Origin of the sequence: Bradyrhizobium sp. 23 (assembly GCF_023073295.1) — a bacterium.
GTDB classification, from domain to species: domain Bacteria; phylum Pseudomonadota; class Alphaproteobacteria; order Rhizobiales; family Xanthobacteraceae; genus Bradyrhizobium; species Bradyrhizobium canariense_D.
On the sequence record NZ_JADPJF010000103.1, the window covers coordinates 279,450 to 304,219 of the forward strand.

20 protein-coding genes and 2 pseudogenes are annotated in these 24,770 nt (G+C 64.9%); 12 read left to right on the top strand and 10 right to left on the bottom strand.

What is annotated here, in order from left to right:
* Positions 1–749 (bottom strand): ABC transporter substrate-binding protein (locus tag IVB32_RS26395; protein ID WP_247411814.1); only part of this gene is annotated, 749 nt, incomplete at its 3' end.
* A gap of 114 nt (positions 750–863) precedes the next feature.
* Positions 864–1,790 (bottom strand): methyltransferase domain-containing protein, encoded by a 927-nt coding sequence (locus IVB32_RS26400; protein WP_018460030.1) that lies wholly within the window; start codon positions 1,788–1,790, stop codon positions 864–866.
* A gap of 65 nt (positions 1,791–1,855) precedes the next feature.
* Here IVB32_RS26400 and IVB32_RS26405 point away from each other — a divergent pair, with 65 nt between their 5' ends.
* From IVB32_RS26405 to IVB32_RS26425, 5 genes are all read left to right on the top strand, one after another.
* A complete protein-coding gene (locus tag IVB32_RS26405; RefSeq protein WP_018460031.1) occupies positions 1,856–2,893 on the top strand; it encodes a ligase-associated DNA damage response exonuclease in 1,038 nt (345 codons plus the stop codon).
* Positions 2,890–4,548, top strand: coding sequence for an ATP-dependent DNA ligase (locus tag IVB32_RS26410; RefSeq protein WP_018460032.1), 1,659 nt, complete (start codon positions 2,890–2,892; stop codon positions 4,546–4,548). The genes IVB32_RS26405 and IVB32_RS26410 overlap by 4 nt, the downstream gene beginning before the upstream one ends.
* A gap of 119 nt (positions 4,549–4,667) precedes the next feature.
* Complete coding sequence (locus IVB32_RS26415; protein WP_018460033.1) at positions 4,668–4,970, top strand: DUF6460 domain-containing protein; 303 nt, start codon at positions 4,668–4,670, stop codon at positions 4,968–4,970.
* A 21-nt stretch (positions 4,971–4,991) separates the two neighbouring features.
* The gene (locus IVB32_RS26420) at positions 4,992–5,726 is read left to right on the top strand and encodes an MBL fold metallo-hydrolase (RefSeq protein ID WP_018460034.1); all 735 of its coding nucleotides are present in this window, start codon (positions 4,992–4,994) and stop codon (positions 5,724–5,726) included.
* A gap of 1 nt (position 5,727) precedes the next feature.
* Positions 5,728–7,053, top strand: coding sequence for an MATE family efflux transporter (locus IVB32_RS26425; protein WP_026233928.1), 1,326 nt, complete (start codon positions 5,728–5,730; stop codon positions 7,051–7,053).
* Positions 7,054–7,185: 132 nt separating this feature from the next.
* Here the strand turns inward: IVB32_RS26425 and IVB32_RS26430 are convergent, their stop codons facing one another.
* Together IVB32_RS26430 and IVB32_RS26435 are read right to left on the bottom strand one after the other, a co-directional pair.
* A complete protein-coding gene (locus IVB32_RS26430) occupies positions 7,186–8,283 on the bottom strand; it encodes a quinone-dependent dihydroorotate dehydrogenase (RefSeq protein WP_247368754.1) in 1,098 nt (365 codons plus the stop codon).
* Positions 8,280–8,624, bottom strand: coding sequence for a DUF952 domain-containing protein (locus tag IVB32_RS26435; protein WP_018460037.1), 345 nt, complete (start codon positions 8,622–8,624; stop codon positions 8,280–8,282). The genes IVB32_RS26430 and IVB32_RS26435 overlap by 4 nt, the downstream gene beginning before the upstream one ends.
* Before the next feature lie 204 nt (positions 8,625–8,828).
* On the opposite strand from IVB32_RS26435, the gene IVB32_RS26440 reads away from it, so the two are divergent.
* Positions 8,829–9,482, top strand: a complete 654-nt coding sequence (locus IVB32_RS26440) for a helix-turn-helix transcriptional regulator (protein ID WP_018460038.1) — start codon at positions 8,829–8,831, stop codon at positions 9,480–9,482.
* A 171-nt stretch (positions 9,483–9,653) separates the two neighbouring features.
* Here the strand turns inward: IVB32_RS26440 and IVB32_RS26445 are convergent, their stop codons facing one another.
* The 3 genes from IVB32_RS26445 to IVB32_RS26455 all read right to left on the bottom strand — a co-directional run bounded on the left by IVB32_RS26445 (position 9,654) and on the right by IVB32_RS26455 (position 15,533).
* Positions 9,654–11,297, bottom strand: a complete 1,644-nt coding sequence (locus IVB32_RS26445) for a lysine--tRNA ligase (RefSeq protein WP_018460039.1) — start codon at positions 11,295–11,297, stop codon at positions 9,654–9,656.
* A gap of 294 nt (positions 11,298–11,591) precedes the next feature.
* Positions 11,592–14,069 (bottom strand): ATP-dependent helicase HrpB, encoded by a 2,478-nt coding sequence (hrpB, locus tag IVB32_RS26450; protein WP_026233929.1) that lies wholly within the window; start codon positions 14,067–14,069, stop codon positions 11,592–11,594.
* A gap of 147 nt (positions 14,070–14,216) precedes the next feature.
* Complete coding sequence (locus IVB32_RS26455) at positions 14,217–15,533, bottom strand: UDP-glucose/GDP-mannose dehydrogenase family protein (protein ID WP_018460041.1); 1,317 nt, start codon at positions 15,531–15,533, stop codon at positions 14,217–14,219.
* 193 nt (positions 15,534–15,726) lie between these two features.
* Here IVB32_RS26455 and IVB32_RS26460 point away from each other — a divergent pair.
* From IVB32_RS26460 to IVB32_RS26470, 3 genes and pseudogenes are all read left to right on the top strand, one after another.
* Positions 15,727–16,793 (top strand): annotated as a pseudogene (locus IVB32_RS26460) (acyltransferase family protein).
* 210 nt (positions 16,794–17,003) lie between these two features.
* On the top strand, positions 17,004–20,084 hold the full coding sequence (gene polA, locus IVB32_RS26465) for a DNA polymerase I (RefSeq protein WP_018460043.1): 3,081 nt from the start codon (positions 17,004–17,006) through the stop codon (positions 20,082–20,084).
* Positions 20,085–20,205: 121 nt separating this feature from the next.
* Positions 20,206–20,841 (top strand): LysE family translocator, encoded by a 636-nt coding sequence (locus IVB32_RS26470; protein WP_018460044.1) that lies wholly within the window; start codon positions 20,206–20,208, stop codon positions 20,839–20,841.
* 40 nt (positions 20,842–20,881) lie between these two features.
* Here IVB32_RS26470 and IVB32_RS26475 read toward each other — a convergent pair whose 3' ends face one another.
* Positions 20,882–21,508 carry a glutathione S-transferase family protein gene (locus IVB32_RS26475; protein WP_018460045.1) on the bottom strand — a complete coding sequence of 209 codons (627 nt, stop codon included), beginning with the start codon at positions 21,506–21,508 and terminating at the stop codon, positions 20,882–20,884.
* 199 nt (positions 21,509–21,707) lie between these two features.
* Between IVB32_RS26475 and pyrE the strand changes: the two genes are divergently transcribed.
* Both pyrE and IVB32_RS26485 read left to right on the top strand, forming a co-directional pair.
* Positions 21,708–22,271, top strand: a complete 564-nt coding sequence (gene pyrE / locus IVB32_RS26480; protein WP_018460046.1) for an orotate phosphoribosyltransferase — start codon at positions 21,708–21,710, stop codon at positions 22,269–22,271.
* 272 nt (positions 22,272–22,543) lie between these two features.
* The gene (locus tag IVB32_RS26485) at positions 22,544–23,320 is read left to right on the top strand and encodes a DUF2865 domain-containing protein (protein WP_083926594.1); all 777 of its coding nucleotides are present in this window, start codon (positions 22,544–22,546) and stop codon (positions 23,318–23,320) included.
* A gap of 156 nt (positions 23,321–23,476) precedes the next feature.
* Here the strand turns inward: IVB32_RS26485 and IVB32_RS26490 are convergent, their stop codons facing one another.
* Entirely contained in the window at positions 23,477–23,908 is a 432-nt protein-coding gene (locus IVB32_RS26490; RefSeq protein ID WP_018460048.1) for a hypothetical protein, read from the bottom strand.
* A gap of 188 nt (positions 23,909–24,096) precedes the next feature.
* On the opposite strand from IVB32_RS26490, the pseudogene IVB32_RS26495 reads away from it, so the two are divergent.
* A pseudogene (locus IVB32_RS26495) lies at positions 24,097–24,386 on the top strand (GIY-YIG nuclease family protein).
* A 63-nt stretch (positions 24,387–24,449) separates the two neighbouring features.
* Here the strand turns inward: IVB32_RS26495 and IVB32_RS26500 are convergent.
* Positions 24,450–24,695 (bottom strand): hypothetical protein, encoded by a 246-nt coding sequence (locus IVB32_RS26500; RefSeq protein WP_240544159.1) that lies wholly within the window; start codon positions 24,693–24,695, stop codon positions 24,450–24,452.
* Positions 24,696–24,770: the final 75 nt, after the last annotated feature.

The window sequence follows — 24,770 nt, forward strand, 5'->3', positions numbered from 1 at the left end:
GAGGCCTTGCCGGTGGAGATGTTGTAGAAGACGTCCGCACCCGACTTCGAGAGGTTGATGAGCTGGGAATCGACCGTCGGATCGGTCAGATCGTAGGTCTGCTCCATGATCACCTTGGCGGTGCCGCCGGCGTCTTCCAGAACCTTCTTGAAGGGGCCGAGGAAGTCGCGGCCGAAATCGTCGTTCTGGTACAGGATGCCGACCTTCGCGTTCGGCTTCACGCTGACGACGTGCCGCGCCAGGATCCGCGCCTCGGTCGGATAGAGCGGCAAGCCAGCCATCGTCCATTTGAACTCTTTCGGGTTATTCCACTTCGACGCGCCGGTGTTGAGCAGCAACTGCGGCACGCCCTTCGAGTTGAGGTATTTGTGCACGGCGGTCTGCGGCGCGGTGCCGAGCGAGCCGTAGAGCGCGAGCACCTCCTCCTGCTCGACCAGGCGCCGCGTCGCCTCGACGCATTTCGGCGCGCTGTAGGCATCATCCATGGTGAGGAATTTGACCTTGCGTCCGTTGATGCCGCCCTTTTCGTTCAGCATCTGGAAATAGGCCTCGCCGACGCGCCCGAGCACGCCGTAGAGCGAGCCGGGGCCGGAATGCGGCACGGTCTGCCCGATCTTGATCTCGGTGTCGCTGGCGCCGGAATCGTATTTCTTCTCCGCGGCCCAGACATAGGGCGCGGGCAAGGTGGAGGCCGCGATGGTCGCGAGCGCGGCGGCGCTGAAATCGCGCCGCGATGGATTCCTGGTCATTGTTTGTTTCTCCCTGGTGCGCGCATTGTGCTGGCATCGCCGCACGGCTCGCAAGTGGGAAGTCGCGGCTTTGCGACGCAATGACGCTTAAAGCGCCGCTTATAGCGCCTAAACTCAAGTTTTCTCGGCGACCACGACGAGGCCGCCCACCGGTTCGTTGTTCTCGGTGCGTGGCGAGGCCTGCTCCAATGTGAGGAGCTTGAGGCCGGCCTTCGCCATCGCATCGCGCACATATTCCGCCGAATGGGCATAGCGCAGGCCTTCGCCGAGAACGATGCCGCTGCCGTCATGGGTCTCCAGCGTGAACGCAAGCACGCCGCCGGGCGCGAGCACGCGCCTGGCTTCGCCGAGCACCGGTGCGAGATCGGGGAGATAGACGAACGCATCGGCAGCGACGACGAGGTTTGCGCTCGCCTCGCTCCTGCTGCGCAGGCCTTCGATCATGTCGGCGACTTCGAGCTCGGCATAGAGGCCGGTGGCTCGCGCCTCCTTGACCATGCCGGGCGACAGATCGATGCCGATGAACTGGTCGACCTGTTTGGCGAAGGCGGCGGCCGCGAGCCCCGTACCGCAGCCGAGATCGATGGCGCGCTTGAACAGGGCGGGCTTCTTCGCGGCGACGCGGGCAGCCACCACCGCCTTGAAGATCAGCGACGGCGCGCGATAGCCGAGATCGTTGATCAGCACGTGCTCGAAGCGCGGGGCGTATTGATCGAACAAGGCCTGCACATAGGCCTTGGGCATCTCGGACAATTGCGCATCGCCGAGGCGTATCAGATGCAGATGAGCGCCATGCTGATCGCTCGGGTCGGACTCGCGCGATTTGCGAAAGGCCGCAATGGCCTTGTCGCGCTCGCCGAGTTGCGCGCGGATTTCGCCGAGCGTGAACCAGGCCGAGGTGAAATTCGGCGCAATCTCGATGGTCTGCTCCAGCAGGTCGGCGGCGGCCGCCAGATCGCCCTTGAGCTGGAGGTCGCGCGCGAACTCGAAGCGGCGGTCAGCCATGAGATCGCCGGAGGTCAGGAACAAGCGCAGGGGCATTGTGGGAACCAGGGAACGAAGCGGTGATGACTCGAAGATGCGGGGTCGCGACCTATATAACAGGCATGCGTCCGCAAGACATCCTGCTGCCAGTTGCCGCCGGCCTATGCTGTAAGCCGGGCGGCTTCCATATCGACCCCGTCCGGCCGGTCGAGCGGGCCGTGATCACCCACGGCCATTCCGACCATGCCCGCGCCGGCCACGGCGCGGTGCTGGCGACGCAGGAAACGCTGGACATGATGCGGCTGCGCTATGGCGAGAATTTTGCCGGCTCCACCCAAGCAATCCACTATGGCGAGGAGATCCGGCTCGGCGACGTCAGCGCGAAGTTTCACCCGGCCGGCCATGTGCTCGGTTCGGCGCAGGTCGCGGTCACCTGCAAGGACACCTGCATCGTCGCCTCCGGCGACTACAAGGATGCGCCCGACCCGACCTGCACGCCGTTCGAGCTCGTACGCTGCGACGTCTTCATCACCGAGGCAACGTTCGGCCTGCCGGTGTTTCGCCATGGCGATGCGGCCGACGAGGTCAAGAAGCTGCTGGCGTCGGTGGCGCTATTTCCGGAGCGCGCGCATCTCGTCGGCGCCTATTCGCTTGGCAAGGCGCAGCGCGTGATCGCTCTGCTGCGCCAAGCGGGTTACGACGCGCCGATCTATCTGCATGGCGCGATGGAGAAGATCACGCATTACTATCAGAGCCGCGGAATCGAGCTCGGCGAGTTGCGGCCGGCGAAGGGCGTCAAGAAGGCGGCGCTCGCCGGCACCATCACGCTGGCGCCGCCCTCTGCAACATCCGATCTCTGGACCCGCCGGTTTCCCGATCCCGTCACGGCATTCGCCTCTGGCTGGATGCGGGTGCGCGCCCGCGCGCGGCAACGCGGCATCGAGCTGCCGCTGGTGATCTCGGATCACGCCGATTGGGACGGCCTCACCGCCACGATCGCCGCGACCGGTGCCGGCGAGATCTGGGTTACCCATGGCCAGGAAGACGCGCTGGTGCATTGGTGCCAAAGCAAGGGTTTGCGGTCGCGGCCGCTCGATCTCGTCGGCTATGGCGACGAGGAGGAGACCGAGACGCCGCTCGCTGACGAGGCCGAAGCATGAACCGCTTCGCCGAACTTCTCGACCGCCTCGCCTACGAACCCGGCCGCAACAACAAGCTGCGGCTGATCACGAGTTATTTTCGCGAGGTCGCCGATCCCGATCGCGGCTACGCGCTGGCCGCGCTGACCGGTGCGCTGAGTTTCAAGCACGCAAAACCTTCTCTGCTGCGCGATCTTATCGCCCAGCGAACTGACCCGGTCTTGTTCGGCCTATCCTGGGACTATGTAGGCGATCTCTCCGAGACAATCGCGCTGATGTGGCCGAAGGCCGTGGGTGTCCACAACAACCCACCTCCCCCAACCCTCACCGAGGTGGTCACCACCCTGCGCACCCTCGGCAAGACCGAGCTGCCGAAGCAGCTCGAGCGCTGGCTCGACGAATTGGATGAGACCGGCCGCTGGGCGCTGTTGAAGCTCGTCACCGGCGCGTTGCGCATCGGCATCTCCGCGCGCCTGGCAAAGACCGCGGCCGCCGCGCTCGGCGACAAGGACCCGCATGAGGTCGAGCTGATCTGGCCCGGTCTCGCGCCGCCTTATCTCGACCTGTTCGCCTGGCTGGAAGGCCGCGGCGACAAGCCAGTCAATCGCGATCCCGCGCCGTTCCGTCCTGTCATGCTGGCGCATGCGATCGAGGACACCGATTTCGCTGCACTCGATCCCGCCGACTACATCGCCGAATGGAAATGGGACGGCATCCGCGTGCAGGCGGTGGCCGGCCGCGACGAGCACGGCCACATCACCGCTCGGCTCTATTCGCGCACCGGCGAGGACATCACCGGGAGCTTTCCGGACCTCGTGCCGTCGCTGCGGCTGCCCGGCGCCATCGACGGCGAGCTTCTGATCCTGCGCGAAGGGCGCGTGCAAAGTTTCAATTTTCTGCAGCAGCGGCTCAACCGCAAGGTCGTGTCTCCGAAGCTGATCAAGGAATTTCCGATTCATCTGCGCGCCTACGATCTGCTCGGCGACGACGAGAACGATTTGCGCGAGCTGCCTTTCGCGGAGCGGCGCGAACGGCTGGAGACCTTCATCGGTAAGCTCGACGATCCCCGCATCGATCTGTCGCCCACCGTCGCCTTCGCAAGCTGGGAGGCGCTGACCGCAGCACGCGCCGATCCCGCCAGCGCTGGTGCGGGCGAGGACGCGGACGCCGTCGAAGGCGTGATGCTGAAGCGGCGCGACGCACCCTATCTGCCGGGGCGGCCGAAGGGACAATGGTGGAAATGGAAGCGCGATCCGCACATCATCGACGCCGTGCTGATGTATGCGCAGCGCGGCCACGGCAAGCGCTCGTCCTACTATTCCGACTACACCTTCGGCGTTTGGACCGCAGGGCCGGGCAGTGACGAACTGGTGCCGGTCGGAAAAGCCTATTTCGGCTTCACGGACGAGGAGCTGCTCCAGATCGACCGCTTCGTGCGTCGCAATACCACCGAAAAATTCGGCCCCGTCCGCCACGTCGTGCACGAGCCAGACAAGGGGCTGGTGCTGGAGGTCGCCTTCGAGGGGCTGCAGCGCTCACCACGGCACAAATCCGGCGTCGCGATGCGCTTTCCCCGCATCAGCCGGCTGCGCTGGGACAAGCCGCCGCGGGAGGCCGACCGGCTGGAAACGCTGGAAAAGATGCTGAAAGCGGAGGCGGCCGAGGTTGAGGCTTAAGAAGCCCCGGGCGTGTGCTTGCCCGAATTAAAATCCCGTAAGCCGATTGACGCCCCCTCACAGGTTCCCCATGTCCCCGCCTTGCCCTATGATAGGTCGAATCCCCTGAGGAGTTTGAGATGGCCCACGACGTCAGAGATTTGCCGGCCGGCCGCAGTGACGGCCTGCACCGCTTTCTCGGCGGCTCGCCGCTGGCGGTCGCGTTTCGCCTGGTGCTGCTCTCGATCCTCGTCGGCGTCGTGCTGGCGGCGATCGGCTTCGACCCCTGGAATATCATCTTAAGCATTCGTCTTCTGTTCCAGCGTTTGTGGGATCTCGGCTTCGATACCGTGAACTGGCTGTGGCGCTACTTCCTGCTCGGCGCTGTCATCGTGATTCCGATCTGGCTGCTGATGCGCGTTTTCGGCGCGCCACGCAGGTAAAGGATTTGGAGCTGGCGGCCGATGCAATTGCGCTTTGTCGGCTGCGGCGACGCCTTCGGATCCGGCGGCAGGCTCAATACCTGCTTCCACGTCTCGGGGCGCGAAGCCAACTTCCTGATCGATTGCGGCGCGTCGGCTTTGCCGGCACTGAAGCGGCTGGAGATCGACCGCAATGAGATCGATCTCATCCTGATCACGCATTTCCACGGCGACCATTTTGCCGGGCTGCCGTTTGTCCTGCTCGACGCACAATTCTCGCGGCGGACGCGGCCGCTCACGATCGCCGGCCCCAAAGGCATCGAGACGCGGCTGCGTGAGGTGATGGAGGCTCTGTTCGAGCACTCCTCGAAGACGAAACAGCGCTTCGAGCTGTCCGTCGTCGAGCTCGCGCCCGAGCAGAGCCAAAGCTTCGGCGCGGTGACGGTGACGCCCTATCCCGTCGTGCACGGCGAATCCGGTGGACCGTTCCTCGCTTATCGCGTCGAAGCCGAGGGTCGCACGCTGGCCTACAGCGCCGATACCGAATGGACGGAGACGCTCATTCCGCTGGCGCATGGCGCCGACCTTTTCATCGCCGAAGCCTATATGTACGAGAAGGTGGTCAAGAATCACCTCAGCCTGACGACCTTGGAACAGCACCTTCCCGAAATCGGCGCAAAACGCCTCGTGCTCACCCATATGAGCGAAGACGTGCTGTCGCGCCTCGACGACATCGCCCATCTCGCCGCCGAAGACGGCATGGTGCTCGTGTTCTGACATGCACGCACCCGTTCACTTGAAGATCGGTTCCCGTCAGGTCTTCGCCATCGCAGGCCCGGCGATGGTCGCCAACCTCACCACGCCACTGATCGGCGTGGTCTCGACCACCGCGATCGGACGGCTGGACGACGCCGCGCTGCTCGGCGGCGTCGCCATCGCGTCCGTCATCTTCGATTGCCTGTTCTGGCTGTTCGGTTTCCTGCGCATGAGCACGCTCGCCTTCACGGCGCAGGCGCTCGGCGCCGGCGAGACGCGCGAGCTGACCGCGATCCTGGTGCGCGGCTTCATCGTCGCCGGCTTGATCGGCGTAGCACTGATCGCGCTGCAACTGCCGCTCGCCACCGTGCTGTTCGACCTGATGGGCGGCAGCGAAGGCGTCACGCGCGCGGCGAAAACCTACTTCGTGATCCGGATCTGGTCGGCGCCGCTGGCGCTCGTCAATTATGTTATCCTGGGCTGGCTGGTCGGCCAGGCTCGCGCCAACCCGGCGCTCGCGCTCCAAATCGTCATCAATCTCGTCAACGCGGCGGCGACGATCCTGCTGGTGCTGGTCTACGACACCGGGATCGCAGGTGCTGCGATCGCAGCGCTGCTGTCTGAAGCGGCCGGATTCGGCCTCGGCATGATCGTCTGCCGCCGCTATGCGGACGGTGGGTTCGCGGTGCCGTACGCAGAGCTGTTCGACCGGGCCAAGCTGATGCGGCTGCTGGCCGTGAATTCCGACATCCTGATCCGTACCGCGGCGCTGATCGCCGTGTTCTTGTTCTTCACCGCCAAGGGCGCGCGGGCCGGCGACGTCACGCTGGCCGCGAATTCCGTGCTCAACAATTTTCTGCTGGTCAGCGCCTTCTTTCTCGATGGTCTAGCGAACGCAGCCCAGCAGCTTTGCGGCCGTACGCTCGGCGCACGCGACGCCAGGGGATTTGCTGATTCGACCCGGCTGGTGCTGCTATGGGGGCTCGGCTTCGCGCTGGTCGTGTCCGCGCTATTCGCGGTATTCGGGCCGAACTTAATCGATTTCATGACGGCGAGCGAAAGCGTCCGTCGCGGCGCGCGGGAATTCCTGCCGTTCGTCGTGCTCGCGCCGATTCCCGGCGTGTTCGCCTTCGGCTTCGACGGCATCTATATCGGCGCGACCTGGGCGCGTGAGATGCGCAATCTGATGCTGGCCTCGCTCGCGATCTTCCTCGCCACATGTTGGGCGCTGCAATCGTTCGGCAATGCCGGGCTGTGGAGCGCGCTGATCGCCTCCTACGTCTCGCGCGGCGGCTTGCAGGCCGCGCGCTATCCGGCGCTGTACAGGAAGACGTTTTCGAGGTCGTAGCTCTCGTGTCCCGGACACGCTGCAGGGTGAAACGCTGCTGCGCGGAGCCGGGACCCAGAATGCCGCGAGCGTGGGCCCCGGTTCAGCAGTGCATCACTAACGTGCTGCGCTGCGCTCGGGGCACGAGACCGCCTACATCCCCGGCCAGTCTTCCGCCGTCAGCGTGGCGGCGTCGGAGCCGACGATCTCGGAGAGAGAATCCCGCCCCGTCCGCAATAGGGTCGAGGCGAGGTCACGCTTGATCTCGTCGACGATGCCGAGGCCCTTGTAGACCAGCGACGAATAGAGCTGGATCAGGCTCGCGCCGGCGCGGATCTTCGTCAGCGCGGCGCCGCCCGAGTCCACCCCCCCGACACCGATCAGGGGGAATGCGCCCTCGACGCGCACATAGGTCTCCGCGACCATCCGCGTCGACAGCCGGAACAGCGGCCGGCCGGACAGGCCGCCCTGCTCCTTGGCGCGCATCTCCTCGCGCAGCGTACTCGGCCGCGCGATCGTGGTGTTCGATACGATCATGCCATCGACCCGGCGCGAGCGCGCGACCTGCACGACGTCGTCGAGCTGGGCGAGGCTCAAATCCGGCGCGATCTTGAGCAGCACCGGCGTGTCGCCGGCGCTCTCGCGCACCCGCTGGCGCGCGTCGATCACCCTGGCGAGGAGATCGTCGAGCAGCGCGCCTTCCTGCAGATTGCGCAGGCCCGGCGTGTTCGGCGAGGAGACGTTGACGGTGAAATAGCTCGCGACCGGCGCAAAGGTCTCGATCAGCTTGACGTAATCATTGACCCGATCGGGCGAATCCTTGTTGGCGCCGACATTGACGCCGACGATGCCGCCGTGCTGCGCGCGCGCCGCAAGCCGGCGCAGGGCTGTCTCCGCACCGTCATTGTTGAAGCCCATGCGGTTGATCACGGCCTCGTCGCGCTCCAGACGAAACAGCCGCGGTCGCTGATTGCCGCTTTGCGGCTTCGGCGTCACCGAGCCGATCTCGACGAAGCCGAAGCCGAGCCGCAGCAGCGCATCCGGCACTTCGGCGCTCTTGTCGAAGCCCGCGGCCATGCCGATCGGATTGGGGAAGTTGAGCCCGAACGCACGCACCGCAAGCTTGGGATCGTCAGCGTGCGGCTTGCCCGGCGGCAGGAAGCGCAGGCCCTGGATCGCGAGGCGATGCGCATCCTCCGGATCGAGCCAACGCAGCACCGGCAGCGAGAGAGCGTCGAAAGCGCGGATCACGGGGCAAGCTCCGGAACATCGTGGCCGCCGTCGGAGCGCGTGTTGAGGTTCATCACAGCCATCACCGCGCCGAGATCGAGCTCGCCATAGAGATGCGGAAACAGCTCCTCATTGCGCGAGCGCTCCCAGCGCAACGCGCTGCCGAGCGCATCGCCGTCGACCTCGACCAGGAACAGCGCGCGCTGCCCGACATAATGCTTCTGCAGGGTCTCGGGAACCTGGGCGGCGGTCGAGAAATGGATGAATCCGTCGCGCGAATCGTCCGCGCTGCCGCGATAAACGCCCTGCCGTTCCGCCTCGCGCCAGGCCGAGGCCGGACAGATTTTGTAGATCTTGACCACCGCTTACGCAGCCCTGTTTGCCCGGGGAGACAGCTCTTTGAGTCTCCTGGGGATTTTCGTCTCTCGTGGGTCGTTAAATCCCGGGCGGGACCGTAAAGGCCACCCCTGCCGAACTCAAGACTTAGACGCCGCCTCTTGCACCGAAAACGGAAAACCGATTGATTTGAGGATAGTTTTCCTGAGTTGCGACGGGCTGGACCTTCCATGGTCAGGCAGGCCAAAGCGCAGAGGATGCTCACCCACGACCAGATCTGGGGCGCGCTGGATCGGCTGGCGGCGCGTGCCGGCCTGTCGCCGTCCGGCCTCGCCAAGCGCGCCGGGCTCGATCCCACCACCTTCAACAAGTCCAAGCGCGTTACCTCCGACGGCCGCGAGCGCTGGCCCTCGACCGAATCGATCGCGAAAGCGCTGGCGGCGGCAGATTCGTCGATCGACATTTTTGCCAGGCTGGTCGGCGACGAGGCAGGCGGCGGCCGTTCGGTGCCGCTGCTCGGCTTCGCACTGGCGGGCGCGAGCGGCGCCTTCGACGAGTCCGGCTTTCCCGTCGGCAAGGGCTGGACCGAATTTGCCCTTCCCGCCTTCGAGGGCAACCATAGCTTCGCGCTGCAGATGTCCGGCGAAGCGCTTGCGCCCGCCTATCGCGACGGCGACATCATCCTGGTCGCGCCCGGCGCGCCGATCCACAAAGGCGATCGCGTGGTGGTGAAGACCAACGCGGGCGAGCTGACGGTGGCGACGCTGAAGCGCCGCACCGCAAAGGCTCTGGATTTGCAGCCGCTCGATGCGACGCAGGCCGAACGCAGGATGGCGGCGAGCGAGGTGGTGTGGATCGCGCGGATCGTGTGGGCAAGCCAGTGAGGCCTCGGTGTCGTCCTGGCGAAAGCCAGGACCCATTACCTCGGGAGAAGTTGTGGCACCAATTGGCCACTCCGAGTCTCCGTAACCACATCCGGCGGTGGCTATGGGTCCTGGCTTTCGCCAGGACGAATCGGGGAGATAGGTCGCGCCTACAACTCAGTTCCGTAGCCCTCACGCACTCCGCGCCAGCGCGCCGTCGATCATGTTGACCGCGTTCTGCACGCCATACACCGCGACAAAGGAGCCGAAGCGCGGGCCCTTTTCCTGGCCGAGCAGCACCTGGTAGAGCATGTTGAACCAGTCGAGCGTCACGCCCGGACGGCCGTCCTTGCCCTTCTTGACCTGGTCGAGGAACGGCTCGCGGCGGCCGATCTCGTAGACGACGTTCTGGATGTCCTCGGCCGAGGCGTCCTGCGGAAGCTGCGATAATGCATCCCGCAAATCCTGCAGCGCCGCGCGCTCGGTCTCGGTCGGTTCGCGGAACGTCTTCGTCGGCGCGACGAAGTCGCGATAATAGTTGATGGCATAGCCGACCATCGCGTCGAGCTTGGGATGCGTCTGCGGGCTCACACCGGGTCGGTAGCGACCAATGAAACCCCACAGTGTCTCGGCATTCTCCGCATTCGACGACGACACCAGCGTCAGCAGGAGCTGGAACGTGACGGGCATGTCGAACTTCGGCGGATGGCCATTGTGGACATGCCAGACCGGATTGCCGAGCTGCTGCCTGGCGTCCTGCTTCGCAAAGCCGTCGATGAACTGCTGGTAGTCGTCGACATTGCGCGGGATGACGTCGAAATACAGCCGCTTGGCCGCCTTCGGCTCGCGATACATGAACAGCGACAGCGATTCCGGCGAGGCGTAGCGCAGCCATTCGTCGATGGTCAGCCCATTGCCCTTCGACTTCGAGATCTTCTGGCCCTTGTCATCGAGGAAGAGCTCGTAGTTGAAGCCCTCCGGCGGCGTGGCGCCGAGCGCCCTGGCGATCGCGCCGGAGAGTTTGACCGAGTCGATCAGGTCCTTGCCGGCCATCTCGTAATCGACGCCGAGCGCGACCCAGCGCATCGCCCAATCGGCCTTCCATTGGCACTTGACGTTGCCGCCGGTGACCGGCGTCTCGACTTCCTGGTTGGTATCGGGATCGAGGTAGGTCACCGTGCCGGCCGCAACGTCGCGGCGGATCATCGGCACCTGCAGCACGACACCCGTGGTCTTGCTGATGGGGAGGAACGGCGAATAGGTCGCGCGGCGGTCGGGACCGAGCGTCGGCAGGATGATCGCCATCACCTTGTCGTAGGCCGCGAGCATTTTGAGCAGCGTCGCGTCGAAACGGCCGGACGTGTAATAGTCGGTCGAGCTCGCGAATTCGTAGTCGAAGCCGAAATGATCGAGGAAGGCGCGCAGCCGCGCATTGTTGTGGTGCCCGAACGACGGGTATTCGTTGGAGAACGGATCCGGCACCCGCGTCAGCGGCTTGCCGAGATGCGCGGCCAGCATCTCCTTGTTGGGGACGTTGTCGGGCACTTTCCGAAACCCGTCCATGTCGTCGGAGAACGCGAGCAGGCGGGTCTTGATCTTGTTCTCGGTCAGCACATGAAAAGCGTGCCGCACCATCGAGGTGCGCGCGACCTCGCCGAAGGTGCCGATATGCGGCAGGCCTGATGGCCCGTAGCCGGTCTCGAACAGCACCTCGTCCTTCGGGCTTTTCTTCAGCCGCGCGACAATGGCCTTCGCCTGCTCGAACGGCCAGGCGTTGGATTGTTCGGCGAGCGCACGCAGATCGCTCGGATTCGCGGCAAGATCGATAACAGACATCTAAGGGGCCTCCGGGCCGCGGAAAATAGCGATTTCCGGGCAGAATGCAATTTTGTGAGACCCTCATCCTGAGAGCTTGTGACGCTTTTGCTCGTTCGGAGCGCCTCCGCAGCGCATAAATGATAACTCATTGACGAACTCAGAGCCGCCATTTACCGCGATAAACAGCCCCACTCCGGCGGCAGCTAGAGGTCGGTGCCGTGCTTGGATTAACGAGCGCTCCATAGGAGCGGGTCTCGAAGGATGCCCGTGAAGGGCGGGCCGCGCTCCCCACCATGAGGGTCTTCTTGCGCCTCACGTCCCGCGCGGCTTGACCCGCCGGGTCGGCAGCGCATTCGCCGGATCTTCCGGCCAGGGATGGCGCGGGTAGCGGCCGCGCAAATCGGACCGCACGGCACTGTAGCTGCCGCGCCAGAAACCGGGGAGATCGCGCGTCACCTGCACCGGGCGCTGCGCCGGCGACAGCAGTTCCAGCACCAGCGGCACCTTGCCGGCGGCGATCGAGGGATGGGTGTTGAGGCCGAACAATTCCTGCAGCCGCACCGCGATGGTCGGCCCCTGCTCGGCTTCATAGTCGATCGCGAGCACGCTGCCGGTCGGGGCCTCGAAATGCGTCGGCGCCTCGCGGTCGAGCCGCGCGCGCATCTCCCACGGCAACAAAGCCATCAACGCGTCGGAGAGATCGCCGGCGGAAATATCCTTCAGCGCGATCATGTCGTAGAGCGCCGGCACCAGCCAATCGTCGCGCCGCGCGATCAATCCGTCGTCCGAGAGATCGGGCCAGCTGTCGCCTTCGGCCCTGCGCAAAAACATCACGCGATCGCGCCATTGTTTGGCTACCTTCGACCAGGGCAGCCGGTCGAGTCCGGCGGCGATCAACCCGTCGGCGAAGATGCGCGCAGTGTCCCCCGAGGGCGACACGGCGAGCGTCGCCTCGGAGAGCGTGATCGCGTGCAGCGCGCGCTTGCGCCGCGCCCGCAGCGCCATCGCGCCGCGATCGAACGAGATCTCCTCGACGGATTCGATATGCTCGGCGAAATGCCGCTCGATCTCGTCCTGCGAGATTTGCGCCGCGAGCAGAATGCGCCCGCTCGCCGCCGTGCCGGTCATCTCGCCGACCGCGATATAAGGCGTGCGCGCGAGCGACGAGGTCTGATCCACCGCAGCACCCCGGCCGTTGGCGAGCACGAAGCTGCCATTGCCGCGGTTGCGCGCGACGCGATCCGGGAAGGCGTAGGCGAGCATCAGGCCGGTCGAGAGGTCACCTTCTGCGGTCGCCGCCTTCTCTGACGCCGCCACCTGCGAAGCCCAGCGCCGGGCGAGGTCGCGCGCGCTTGCGGCACGCGGGGAACGGTCGCGGCGGAACTGATCGCGCCGGTGCTCGAGATCGACGCTGTCGCCGCCGAGCCCGCGCTCGGTGATGATGGCCGCGATCTCGGCGGCGGCCTCGCCTTCGCCGGCACGGTGCGAATCCACGATCATGCGCGCGAGCCGCGGCGGCAGCGCCAGCGCGCGCAGGCTCTTGCCCTCCGCGGTGATGCGGCCATCGCCATCGAGCGCGTTGAGCTCGGAGAGCAGGCTTTTTGCTTCCTTCCAGGCCGGCTGCGGCGGCGGGTCGAGAAACGACAGCGCGGCAGGATCGGCGACGCCCCATTGCGCGAGATCGAGCACCAGCGAGGACAGATCGGCGCTGAGGATCTCGGGCTGGGTGTAGGGCGCTAGCGAGGCTGTCTGAGGTTCGTCCCAGAGCCGGTAGCAGACACCGGGCTCGGTGCGGCCGGCGCGGCCGCGGCGCTGGTCCGCCGCCGCGCGGGAGACGCGCACGGTCTCGAGCCGGGTCAAGCCGATGTCGGGCTCGTAGCGCGGCACGCGGGCGAGACCGGAATCGACCACGATGCGCACGCCCTCGATGGTGAGCGAGGTCTCCGCGATCGAGGTCGCCAGCACCACCTTGCGCGTGCCCTTGGGCGCCGGCGAGATGGCACGATCCTGCACGGCGGCGTCGAGCGCGCCAAACAGCGGCACGATTTCAATGCTGGAATCGTGTATGCGTTCGGCGAGGAAATTCTGGGTGCGGCGGATTTCGGCGGCGCCCGGCAGGAACGCCAGCACCGAGCCGGCATCGGCCCGCAGCGCCGAGGCGATCGCATCCGCCATCTGCCGCTCGATCGGCGCGTCAGCCTTGCGGCCGAGATAGCGCGTCTCGACCGGAAAGGCGCGGCCCTCGCTTTCGACGACGGGCGCTTCGCCCAGCAATTTTGCCACGCGGGCGCCATCGAGCGTTGCCGACATCACGAGGATGCGCAAATCCTCGCGCAAGCCCAGCTGCGCGTCGCGCGCCAGCGCCAGGCCCATGTCGGCATCGAGCGAGCGCTCGTGGAATTCGTCGAACAGCACGGCGGCGATGCCCGACAGTTCGGGATCGTCGAGAATCTGGCGGGTGAAGATGCCCTCCGTCACCACCTCGATGCGGGTCGCGCGCGAGATCTTCGAGCCGAAGCGGACGCGATAGCCGACAGTCTCGCCGGCGCGTTCGCCGAGTGATTTGGCCATGCGGTCGGCGCTGGCGCGCGCCGCGATGCGCCGCGGCTCCAGCACGATGATCTTCTTGCCTTTGGCCCAGGGGGCATCGAGCAGCGCCAGTGGCACGCGCGTGGTCTTGCCGGCGCCAGGAGGGGCCACCAGCACGGCGGCATGATGCGCCTCCAGCGTGCGCGAGAGGTCGTCGAGCACGGCATCGATCGGGAGGGGCGTGTCGAAACTGAGGGGCAAGGCCTGTCCATTCGTCACGCCCGAGCAAAAAGCGCGAAGCGCGTCTTCGCACGGAAGTCGCCGGGCATCCACGTCGTCACACTAGAAAACAGACGTGGATGGCCGGGACAAGCCCGGCCATGACGGAATCGTTGCGAGGTCGGATCGCTAGCCCTGCACCGGCGGCCGTCCAACACTCTCATAGACGAAGCCGGCCGCAGCCATCTCCTCGGGGCGGTAGATGTTGCGCAAGTCGACAATGACGGGCTGTGCCATGGTTGCCTTCAGCCGGTCGAGGTCGAGCGCACGGAACTGCACCCATTCGGTGACGATCACGATCGCATCGGCGCCTTCCGCGCAGGAATAGGCGTCTTCGCAATAAGTGATGCTGGGCAGCTCAGTCTTCGCCTGCTCCATGCCGACGGGATCGAAGGCCTTCACCTTCGCGCCCATGTCGATCAGGCCGGTCACCAGCGGGATCGACGGCGCGTCGCGCATGTCGTCGGTGTCGGGCTTGAAGGTGAGCCCGAGCACGGCGATGGTCTTGCCGCGCAGCGAACCGCCGAGCGCCTGGCTCACTTTTCGCGCCATCGCCCGCTTGCGGTTCTCGTTGACCGCGAGCACGGATTCGACGATGCGCAAGCTCACGTCGTAGTCCTGCGCGATCTTGATCAGCGCCTTGGTGTCCTTTGGGAAGCAGGAGCCGCCGAAGCCCGGACCGGCGTGCAGGAACTTGGTGCCGATGCGGTTGTCCAGGCCAATGCCGCGCGCGACCTCCTGCACGTTGGCGCCGACCTTTTCGGAGAGGTCCGCGATCTCGTTGATGAAGGTGATCTTGGTCGCGAGGAAGGCGTTGGCGGCGTATTTGATCATCTCGGCGGTGCGGCGTTCCGTGAACATCAGCGGCGCCTGGTTCAGCGACAGCGGACGATAGATATCGCTCATCACCTTGCGGCCGCGCTCGTCGGAGGTGCCGACGACGATGCGGTCGGGGAATTTGAAGTCGCGGATCGCCGCGCCCTCGCGCAGGAATTCGGGATTCGAGGCGACGACGACGTCGGCTTTTGGATTGGTCTCGCCGATGATGCGCTCGACCTCGTCGCCGGTGCCGACCGGAACGGTCGACTTGGTCACGACGACGGTGAAGCCGGACAGCGACTGCGCGATCTCTTTCGCAGCGGCATAGACGTAGGACAGATCAGCATGGCCGTCGCCGCGGCGCGACGGCGTGCCGACCGCGATGAAGACAGCATCGGCATCCGCAACCGGCTTGGACAAATCGGTGGTGAACTCCAGCCGCTTGGCCTTGACGTTGGTCGCCACCAGCTCGTCGAGCCCAGGCTCGTAGATCGGGATCTCGCCGCGATGAAGGGCCGCGATCTTCTTCTCGTCCTTGTCGACGCAGATGACGTCGTGGCCGAAATCCGCAAAGCAGGCTCCGGACACCAGTCCCACATAGCCCGTGCCGATCATAGCAATGCGCATGAAAAACCCTGTTTGGCTTGGTTAACAAAACCCCAATTCCACGGCGGTTTAGCATTTTCCCGGGGTGAGGGAACAGCCCGCGTGCAAAAAACGGCACAGCAATTGTACCAGTAAAGAAATCGTAAGCCGCAAGGCGGCAAACTGCTCCGCGTTCACACAGATGCTGGCGGAACACGCCTCGAAAAGAGACACCATGGCACCATCAGGCACAATCGCCGCGAGCGGGGGACTCAAGGCCCCGGCTGCTGCGCGCGTCGATTGGGTCGATTACGCCAAGGGCATCTGCATCGTCATGGTCGTGATGATGCATTCGGTGCTGGGGGTCGAGCTTGCCGCCGGCGAGACCGGTTTCATGCATGTTTTGGTGGCCTTCGCGAAGCCATTCCGGATGCCGGATTTCTTCCTGATTTCGGGTCTGTTCCTGTCACTGGTGATCGACCGGGACTGGCGAACCTATCTCGACCGCAAGATGGTGCATTTCGCCTATTTCTATGTCGTCTGGGTGACAATCCAGTTCGGCTTCAAGGCCCCGCATTCGCAGCGGAAACGAGCTGGCGCGACGCCGGATTGCTATATCTGGAATCCTTCGTCGAGCCGTTCGGCACGCTATGGTTCATCTACCTCCTGCCGATCTTCTTCGTCGTCACAAAACTGACACGGCGCATGCCGCAGCCCGCGATATGGCTCGTCGCGGCCGCGCTGGAGACGGCGCGCATTTCGACCGGCTGGACCGCGATCGACGAGTTCTGCGCGCGCTTCATCTATTTCTATTCGGGCTATCTGTTCGCGCCCTACGTGTTCGCGCTGTCGGACCGCGCGCGCAATCATCCCGCATGGGCGCTGACAGCGCTCGCGACATGGGTGCTGGTCAATGCCGGCCTCGTTGCGCTCGGCGCCAGCGAATGGAAAATCGTATCGCTCGTGCTCGGCTTCGCCGGCGCCTGCGCCATCATCACGATGGGCACGCTGCTCGCGCGCGTGCAATGGCTGAATGTCTTCCGCTTCTGCGGCGAGCATTCGATCGTGATCTATCTCGCCTTCTTCCTGCCGATGGCGGCGACACGGACGCTGCTCTTGCGCACGGGCATCATTCCCGACATCGGTGCGGTGTCGCTGATCGTGACCATCGCCGGCGTGATCGGCTCGCTCGCAATCTGGCAGATCGCACTGCGCCTTGGCGGCAACTTCCTGTTCGAGCGGCCCGATGCGTTCTGGATCGCGCCGAAGAAGACAAGCGCGGTGTTGCAGGCGGCGGAGTGATACTCTGCTGTCATCCCCGCGAAGGCGGGGATCCAGTATTCCAGAGGGCAGCAGTCGTATACGGAGAAGCCGCAGCGTACTGGATTCCCCGCCGTCGCGGGGAATGACAGCGGGGGATGCGGGAAATGACAGTGGGGATAGCGGCATCCGCAAGCCAAAAATCCACCTCCCAAGGCTGTCAAATCCCGCAAAAATTCATACATTGCGGCCATGCCCAAGAGCTCCCCAAAGACCACCGCCCAAGCTGACACCAAGGCTGCCGCGCCCAAGGCCGCCGAAACCAAGCCCGCTGCTGCGACAGCTGCTGCCAAGCCCGTTGCCGCGAAGGCGGCCGGCAAGGGCGATCATGTCTTCCTGGTCGACGGTTCCGGCTACATCTTCCGCGCCTACCATGCGCTGCCGCCGATGAACCGCAAGTCCGACGGCTTGCAGGTCAATGCCGTGCTCGGCTTCTGCAACATGCTGTGGAAGCTGTTGCGCGAGATGCCCGAGGACAACCGGCCGACCCATCTGGCGATCATTTTCGACAAGTCGGAAATCACCTTCCGCAACAAGATCTATCCTGAGTACAAGGCACACCGGCAGCCGGCCCCGGACGATCTGATCCCGCAATTTTCGCTGATCCGCGAGGCGGTGCGCGCCTTCGACCTGCCTTGCCTGGAACAGGTGGGCTTCGAGGCCGACGATTTGATTGCGACCTATGTACGGCAAGCCTGCGAGCGCGGCGCAAGCGCGACAATCGTGTCCTCCGACAAGGACCTGATGCAGCTCGTCACCGACTGCGTCACCATGTACGACACCATGAAGGACCGCCGCATTGGCATCCCCGAGGTGATCGAGAAGTTTGGCGTGCCGCCGGAGAAGGTGGTGGAAGTGCAGGCGCTGGCCGGCGATTCCACCGACAACGTTCCTGGCGTGCCCGGCATCGGCATCAAGACCGCGGCGCAGCTGATCGTCGAATATGGCGATCTCGAGCAATTGCTGTTCCGCGCCACCGAAATCAAGCAGCCGAAGCGGCGCGAGGCGCTGATCGAGAACGCCGAGAAGGCGCGCATCTCGCGGCAGCTCGTATTGCTCGACGACAAGGTCGACCTCGACGTCCCGTTGGACGATCTCGCCGTCCACGAGCCCGATGCGCGCAAGCTGATCGCGTTCCTGAAGGCGATGGAGTTTTCCACGCTGACGCGCCGCGTCGCCGAATTCTCGCAGATTGACCCGGCCAACGTCGATGCAGATCCCGGCTATTCCAGCGGCGCCAGCGTCTTCTCGCCGCTGCCGCCTTCGGACGTCGTGCCGGCCCCGGGACCCGGCGCGCCGGCGCAAGTTCCGGTGGGCCAGCGCAACCCTTCGGCGAGCAAGGAGGACAAGGCCGCGAGTCCGAAGGGCGCGCCGATTTCGCTCGCCGCCGCGCGGGAAGAGGCTTTGCGCAAGCTTCCGGTCGACCGCAGCAAGTACCAGGCCATCAAGACGCTCGCGGAATTGAACGCGTTCATCGCGCGCATTCACGATGCCGGCCATGTCGCGGTCGAGATCCGGGGAAACTCGATCGATCCGATGCAGGCCGACCTCTGCGGTATCGCGCTGGCGCTGGCGCCGAACGAGGCCTGCTACGTGCCGCTGGCGCACAAGCAGTCCGGCGGCGGCGCCGGCCTGTTCGACGCGGGCCTCGCGCCCGACCAGGTCAAGCACACTGATGCGATCGAAGCGTTGCGGCCGGTGCTGGAATCACCAGGCATTCTCAAGATCGGCTTCGAAGTCAAATTCACCGCGGTGATGCTGGCGCAGCACGGCATCACACTGCGCAACACCGATGATGCGCAGCTGATCTCCTACGTGCTCGATGCCGGCCGCGGCTCGCACGCGCTGGAGCAACTGTCCGAGCGCTGGTTCGGTCACGCGATGCTCAAAGACAACGAGCTGCTCGGCAGCGGCAAGGGCAAGATCACGTTCGACCAGGTGCCGATCGACAAGGCCGCGTCGCTGTCGGCGGAAGGCGCCGACGTGACCTTGCGCGTCTGGCGCGTGCTGAAGCCGCGCCTCATCGCCGAGCACATGACCACGGTCTACGAGACGCTGGAACGCCCGCTGGTCGCGGTGCTCGCACGCATGGAGCGGCGCGGCATCTCGATCGATCGTCAGGTGCTGTCGCGTCTCTCCGGCGACTTCGCCCAGACTGCGGCCCGTGTCGAAGCCGAGATCCAGCAGATCGCGGGCGAGCCGGTCAATGTCGGCAGCCCGAAGCAGATCGGCGACATCCTGTTCGGCAAGATGGGACTGTCGGGCGGCACCAAGACCAAGACCGGCGCGTGGTCGACCACCGCTCAGGTGCTCGACGAACTCGCCGAGCAGGGCCACGAGCTCCCGCGGAAGATCCTGGAGTGGCGCCAGGTCTCTAAGCTGAAATCGACCTACACCGACGCGCTGCCGACCTACGTCAATCCCCAGACCCACCGCGTCCACACGACCTACGCGCTGGCCGCGACCACGACGGGCCGACTGTCGTCGAACGAGCCGAATTTGCAGAACATTCCGGTGCGCACTGAGGACGGGCGCAAGATCCGGCGCGCCTTCATCGCAACGCCAGGGCACAAGCTGGTCTCCGCCGACTATTCACAGATCGAGCTGCGGCTGCTCGCCGAGATCGCCGACATTCCCGTGCTGCAGCAGGCGTTTCGCGACGGTCTGGACATTCACGCCATGACGGCATCGGAAATGTTCGGCGTGCCGATCAAGGGCATGCCGAGCGAAATCCGGCGCCGGGCCAAGGCGATCAATTTCGGCATCATCTACGGCATTTCGGCATTCGGCCTTGCCAACCAGCTCGGCATCGCGCGCGAAGAGGCCTCCGCCTACATCAAGAAATACTTCGAACGCTTCCCCGGCATCCGCGCCTACATGGACGAGACGCGCGACTTCTGCCGGAACCACGGCTACGTCACCACGCTGTTCGGACGGAAGATGTACTATCCCGACATCAAGGCTTCGAACGCCTCGGTGCGCGCCTTCAACGAGCGCGCCGCGATCAACGCCCGGCTCCAGGGCACCGCCGCCGACATCATCCGCCGCGCCATGACGCGGATGGAGGATGCCCTGGTCCTGAAGAAACTGTCTGCGCAGATGCTGCTGCAGGTGCATGACGAATTGATCTTCGAGGTACCGGACGCGGAGGTCGAGGCGACGCTCCCCGTCGTGCAGCACGTGATGCAGGACGCGCCGTTCCCGGCCGTGCTGCTCTCGGTGCCGCTGCATGTCGATGCACGCGCAGCGAACAATTGGGACGAGGCGCATTGATCGGACGGTACCGCCCCGGCGAAGGCACACGCACAAGCTGAATTGTCCTCCGAGCAATTGCGCGATGGCCCCACTGCGCCACGCATATTAGAACCGTGCCGTCTCCCGCACCGGTTCAGCCATGCCCCACGCCTCCGCCCTGCTCGGCTTCGCTCTCGTCTGCCTCGGCCTCGTGCTCACGCCCGGGCCGAACATGATCTACCTGATCTCGCGTTCGATCACGCAAGGGCCTGCGGCGGGCATCGTCTCGCTCGGCGGCGTGGCGCTCGGCTTCTTGTTCTACATGCTGTGCGCGGCATTCGGCATCACGGCGCTGCTGCTCGCCGTTCCCTTCGCCTATGACGCGCTGCGCTTTGCCGGCGCGGGTTATCTGTTGTGGCTGGCCTGGCAGGCAGTGAAGCCGGGCGGGCGCTCGCCGTTCCAGGTGAAGCAGCTTGCGATCGACAGCCCGCGCAAATTGTTCGCGATGGGGTTCGTCACCAATCTGCTCAACCCGAAGATCGCGATGCTTTACCTCGCGCTGCTGCCGCAGTTCATCGATCCCACCGCCGGCAGCGTGCTGGCGCAGTCAGTGGTGCTCGGCGCGATCCAGATCGCGATCAGTGTCAGCGTGAATGCGATGATCGCGCTCGCGGCCGGGTCGATCGCGCTGTTTCTCGCAAGCCGGCCAAGCTGGATGCTGGTCCAGCGTTGGCTGATGGGCACGGTGCTGGCCGGGCTTGCGGTGCGGATGGCGGTGGAAGCGCGGAAGGTGTGATTTTCCCCTCTCCCCGCTTGCGGGGAGAGGGAGAGAAAGATCAATCTAGCTTCGCCTCCATGCCCCGCTTCACCGCCGGGCGGGCCATCAGGGCCTCGTACCAGCGCTTGACGTTGGGAAAGTCGGCCAGGTCAACCTTGTGGCGAGGGTGACGCCAGGCCCAGCCCAGGATGGCAAAATCGGCGATCGAGAGCTCGCCGGCGACGAAATCGCTGGACTCCAGCCGGCGGTCGAGGACGCCGTAGAGCCGTCGCGTCTCGGCCATGTAGCGCTTGAGGCCGTAGGCGCGGTCCTGCTCGTTCTCGAGCGCGATGAAATGGTGCACCTGGCCCGGCATCGGCCCGAAACCGCCCATCTGCCACATCAACCATTCATAAACGGGAATGCGGCCCGAAAGCGATTTCGGCAGAAATTTGCCGGTCTTTTCGCCGAGATACAGCAGGATCGCACCCGACTCGAAGATGCTGACGGGCTTGCCGTCCGGGCCATCAGGATCGACGATCGCGGGGATCTTGTTGTTGGGTGAGAGCTTCAGGAACTCCGGCGCCATCTGTTCGCCCTTGCTGATATTCACCGGGATCCCCTTGTAGGGCAGCCCCATCTCCTCCAGCGCGACCGAGATCTTGCGGCCGTTCGGCGTGTTCCAGGTGTGCAGCTCGATGGTCATTTGTCGCGTGTCCTTGCCCAGCCTTCTTGCAGGTTTTCTTGCCCGAGATATCCGGCATCCACCTATCCCAGAACGTTGCACCCCCACAACCGGCCGCCCGGGATGGCCGATCCCTGTTGACGGGGGAAGCCCCCTCTGGAATGTCGAGGCCGTCGCGGATAAATTCCGCCACCTCCAAAAATGCTCCCGAGGGCCCGCCGTGTCTAAATCAGCCTCCCGCGCCCGCCTGTTCGAGATCATCCGCCGGCGCTCCTTCGGCCGCGGCGAGGTGACGCTCGCGTCGGGCCGCAAGAGCGACTTCTACTTCAACCTCAAGCCGACCATGCTCGACCCGGAGGGTGCGACCCTGCTCGCCGAGTTGACCTATGAGGCGCTGAAGGATGACCAGCTCGATTTCATCGGCGGGCTTGAGATGGGCGCGGTGCCGCTGGCCGGCGCGCTGGCGCAGATCTCCTGGATCAAGGGCCATCCCATCGCGGCCTTCTTCGTGCGCAAGAAGCCGAAGGAGCATGGCGCGAAGCTTGCGATCGAGGGGCTGCCCAGGGGCGAGACGCTGGAGGGCAAGCGCGTCGTGATCGTCGAGGATGTCACCACCACCGGCGGCTCGGCGATGAAGGCCGTGGAAGCGGTGCGCGAGACCGGCGCGGAAGTGGTGCTGGTGCTGACCATGGTCGACCGCGAGGAAGGCGCCGACGACACCTTTGGCGCGGCCGGGCTGCCGTTCCGCTCGCTGTACAAGGCGTCGGAGTTCTTGAAGGCTTGAGCGGCTAGACTTTTTCCGCCGTCGTGCCCGGGCTTGACCGGGCATCCACGTCTTTGCCGCACCAGAGATCCTGGATGGCCGGGACAAGCCCGGCCATGGACGAGGTCCACCCGTCCGGCGACACCGCTCCTCCCCCCTCAACCGCTCATTTACCATCCCGCCTTATGGTGAATCATGTGCTGAGACCTGATGGTCCCGGCCGGTTGGGTAGCGCCGGGTGGAGTAAGCGTTTGCGTACAGTCATGTCCCATGCGCGCCGGTGGCGTCGCGCGATGCTCGTAGCCGCCACATTGGCAGCACCGCTGGTTGCGGCTCCGGCCCCGGTTTCGGCCGAAGGCCTGTTCGACTTCTTCTTCGGCGGAATGCAGCAGCAGCAGCGGCCGCAGCGTGAGGTGCCGCAGCAGCCGAGCTCCTACGCCGATCCATTCACCGGCCAGCAGAACGGCGCAAGTCCGCCATACGTGCCGCCGACACGTTCGGCTGCGGCCGGCGGCTCGGGACCGGCGTTCTGCGTGCGCAGCTGCGACGGCAAATATTTTCCGCTGATGCGCGGTCTCACCTCGCCCGCGCAGATGTGTCAGGCGTTCTGTCCTGCAAGCGCCACCAAGATCTATTTCGGCTCCTCGATCGACGGCGCGGCGTCGCAGACCGGCGAGCGCTATGCCGATAGCGAGAACGCGTTCGCCTATCGCAAGGCGCTGCGCGCCGACTGCACCTGCAACGGCCGCGAGCCGGTCGGCCTTGCTCCGGTCGATCTGGCGCTGGACTCGTCGCTAAAGCCCGGCGACGTGATCGCCACCAGCGACGGTCTCGTCGCCTATACCGGCATCCGCGTCGGCAACGACCAGGCCGCGGACTTCACCCCGGTCGCCTCCTATCCCGGTCTCACCGCGCAGGTCCGCGCACGGCTCGGCGAGATGAAGGTGGCGCCGGTGCGCGCCGACACGGTGGCGGCGGATGCCCCTGCCGCGGAGATCGTGCGCGAGACGCTCCCCGACGTGACGGTGCCGAAAACGCAAAAGCCGGCGAAGCGGGCTGGGCTGGACTAGCTCAGGCTCGTCTGTAGCCAAGCCGTCATTGCGAGCGACTTGTCCGCCGAAGCTCGAAGAGCGAAGGCGGAAGCGAAGCAATCCAGTCTGGCTCCGTGGAGGCACTCTGGATTGCTTCGTCGCAAGAGGCTCCTCGCAATGACGGAGGATGGTGGGTCACCGTCCGATGATCACGCCGATCACGTTCGGCGCCGCCAGATATTTCTCCTCGATCGCCGCGCGCGCGGCGGCGCGGTTGTCTGCCGTGAGCAGGCCGCGCTTCTCGGCTAAAATCATCCAGCAAAAACCCCACCAGTCGGTGAGCATGCCTTGGTCGTCGACGAGATCATAACCCTGCTCGGCGGCGAAGATGCGCGCATGCGCTTCGTCAAGCGTGTCGAGGAACAGATGGTCCTGCGCCGAAAACAGATCGTCGCTGACGTCGTCGATGGTGTAGCCCCAGATCGACTGGCACACCGCGTTGAACTCGCGGTCGAACTGGTCGTCGTCGACCGCGTGGCGCCGCGCCGCCTGATGCAGCCGCGACAGCGAGCGCGCGAAATCGGCGATCCTGGTGAGGGCAAATTGATCGAAGGCAATGGTGGACATGTAGTCCTCGCGAAGTCTGGCAGACGCTAGATATGGTGTCGGCAACACGCCGAATCACAATGATATATCAAAGACTTGCTAAAGTGTTCTTAATTTGTTCTGATGTTAGGCGCGATTGTTGGAGAGCGTCGTCCTGGCGAAAGCCAGGACCCATTACCCCGGTCAGTGTTGCTTTTGCGGGTTGGGCCATGAGCACGAGCAGCTACTTCGTCTACATTCTCGCAAGCCGCCATCACGACACGATCTATATCGGAATCACCAACGACGTCCGCGCGCGGCTTGAGCTACATCGTTCGGGTCGCGGCTCGAAGTTCGTGCACAAGTATAAAATCTTCCGCCTCGTTCATGTCGAAGCCTACGCAACACTGCAGGAGGCGATCGCGCGCGAGAAGCAGCTCAAGTTCTGGAAGCGGGACTGGAAGATCAAGCTGATCGAGGAAGAAATCCCGATTGGAATGATCGGTCAGGCCTCATCTGACAGGCGGGTAATGGGTCCTGGCTTCCGCCAGGACGACACCTTCTTCGTTGCACCAGCCCCTGCTCAATTCGCCGCTGACATCAACTTATCCCCGCACGCGCTTGCGTAAAATTTGCCGCCGCATTGGCGCTTGATGGCGGCGCAGCGGGCGGCGGAGGATGCGTTTTGCGGAAGCGTGACGGCGCAGCTCAGGCCGTCGGCGCTGCGGCCGATCTTGCCGGCGGCGAAGGCGGCGCTGGACGCGGTGATGCAGACGACGAGGAAGGTGGCGGCGGCGATTTCGATCAGCCGTCGCGTCACAGGTCTCATCAGAGAGTTCATCGGGCGCCTCCTCCACACTGATGGCTGAATTGGCCGCCATTCTAGCACCAAATCCACGTTTCC

Bases quoted from the DNA above. Each gene is read 5' to 3' on its own strand.
- IVB32_RS26400 (WP_018460030.1), bottom strand. From the start codon at position 1,790: ATGCCCCTGCGCTTGTTCCTGACCTCCGGCGATCTCATGGCTGACCGC.
- IVB32_RS26405 (WP_018460031.1), top strand. From the start codon at position 1,856: ATGCGTCCGCAAGACATCCTGCTGCCAGTTGCCGCCGGCCTATGCTGT.
- IVB32_RS26410 (WP_018460032.1), top strand. From the start codon at position 2,890: ATGAACCGCTTCGCCGAACTTCTCGACCGCCTCGCCTACGAACCCGGC.
- IVB32_RS26415 (WP_018460033.1), top strand. From the start codon at position 4,668: ATGGCCCACGACGTCAGAGATTTGCCGGCCGGCCGCAGTGACGGCCTG.
- IVB32_RS26420 (WP_018460034.1), top strand. From the start codon at position 4,992: ATGCAATTGCGCTTTGTCGGCTGCGGCGACGCCTTCGGATCCGGCGGC.
- IVB32_RS26425 (WP_026233928.1), top strand. From the start codon at position 5,728: ATGCACGCACCCGTTCACTTGAAGATCGGTTCCCGTCAGGTCTTCGCC.
- IVB32_RS26440 (WP_018460038.1), top strand. From the start codon at position 8,829: ATGGTCAGGCAGGCCAAAGCGCAGAGGATGCTCACCCACGACCAGATC.
- IVB32_RS26445 (WP_018460039.1), bottom strand. From the start codon at position 11,297: ATGTCTGTTATCGATCTTGCCGCGAATCCGAGCGATCTGCGTGCGCTC.
- IVB32_RS26455 (WP_018460041.1), bottom strand. From the start codon at position 15,533: ATGCGCATTGCTATGATCGGCACGGGCTATGTGGGACTGGTGTCCGGA.
- polA (WP_018460043.1), top strand. From the start codon at position 17,004: ATGCCCAAGAGCTCCCCAAAGACCACCGCCCAAGCTGACACCAAGGCT.
- IVB32_RS26470 (WP_018460044.1), top strand. From the start codon at position 20,206: ATGCCCCACGCCTCCGCCCTGCTCGGCTTCGCTCTCGTCTGCCTCGGC.
- IVB32_RS26475 (WP_018460045.1), bottom strand. From the start codon at position 21,508: ATGACCATCGAGCTGCACACCTGGAACACGCCGAACGGCCGCAAGATC.
- IVB32_RS26485 (WP_083926594.1), top strand. From the start codon at position 22,544: ATGCTCGTAGCCGCCACATTGGCAGCACCGCTGGTTGCGGCTCCGGCC.
- IVB32_RS26490 (WP_018460048.1), bottom strand. From the start codon at position 23,908: ATGTCCACCATTGCCTTCGATCAATTTGCCCTCACCAGGATCGCCGAT.
- IVB32_RS26500 (WP_240544159.1), bottom strand. From the start codon at position 24,695: ATGAGACCTGTGACGCGACGGCTGATCGAAATCGCCGCCGCCACCTTC.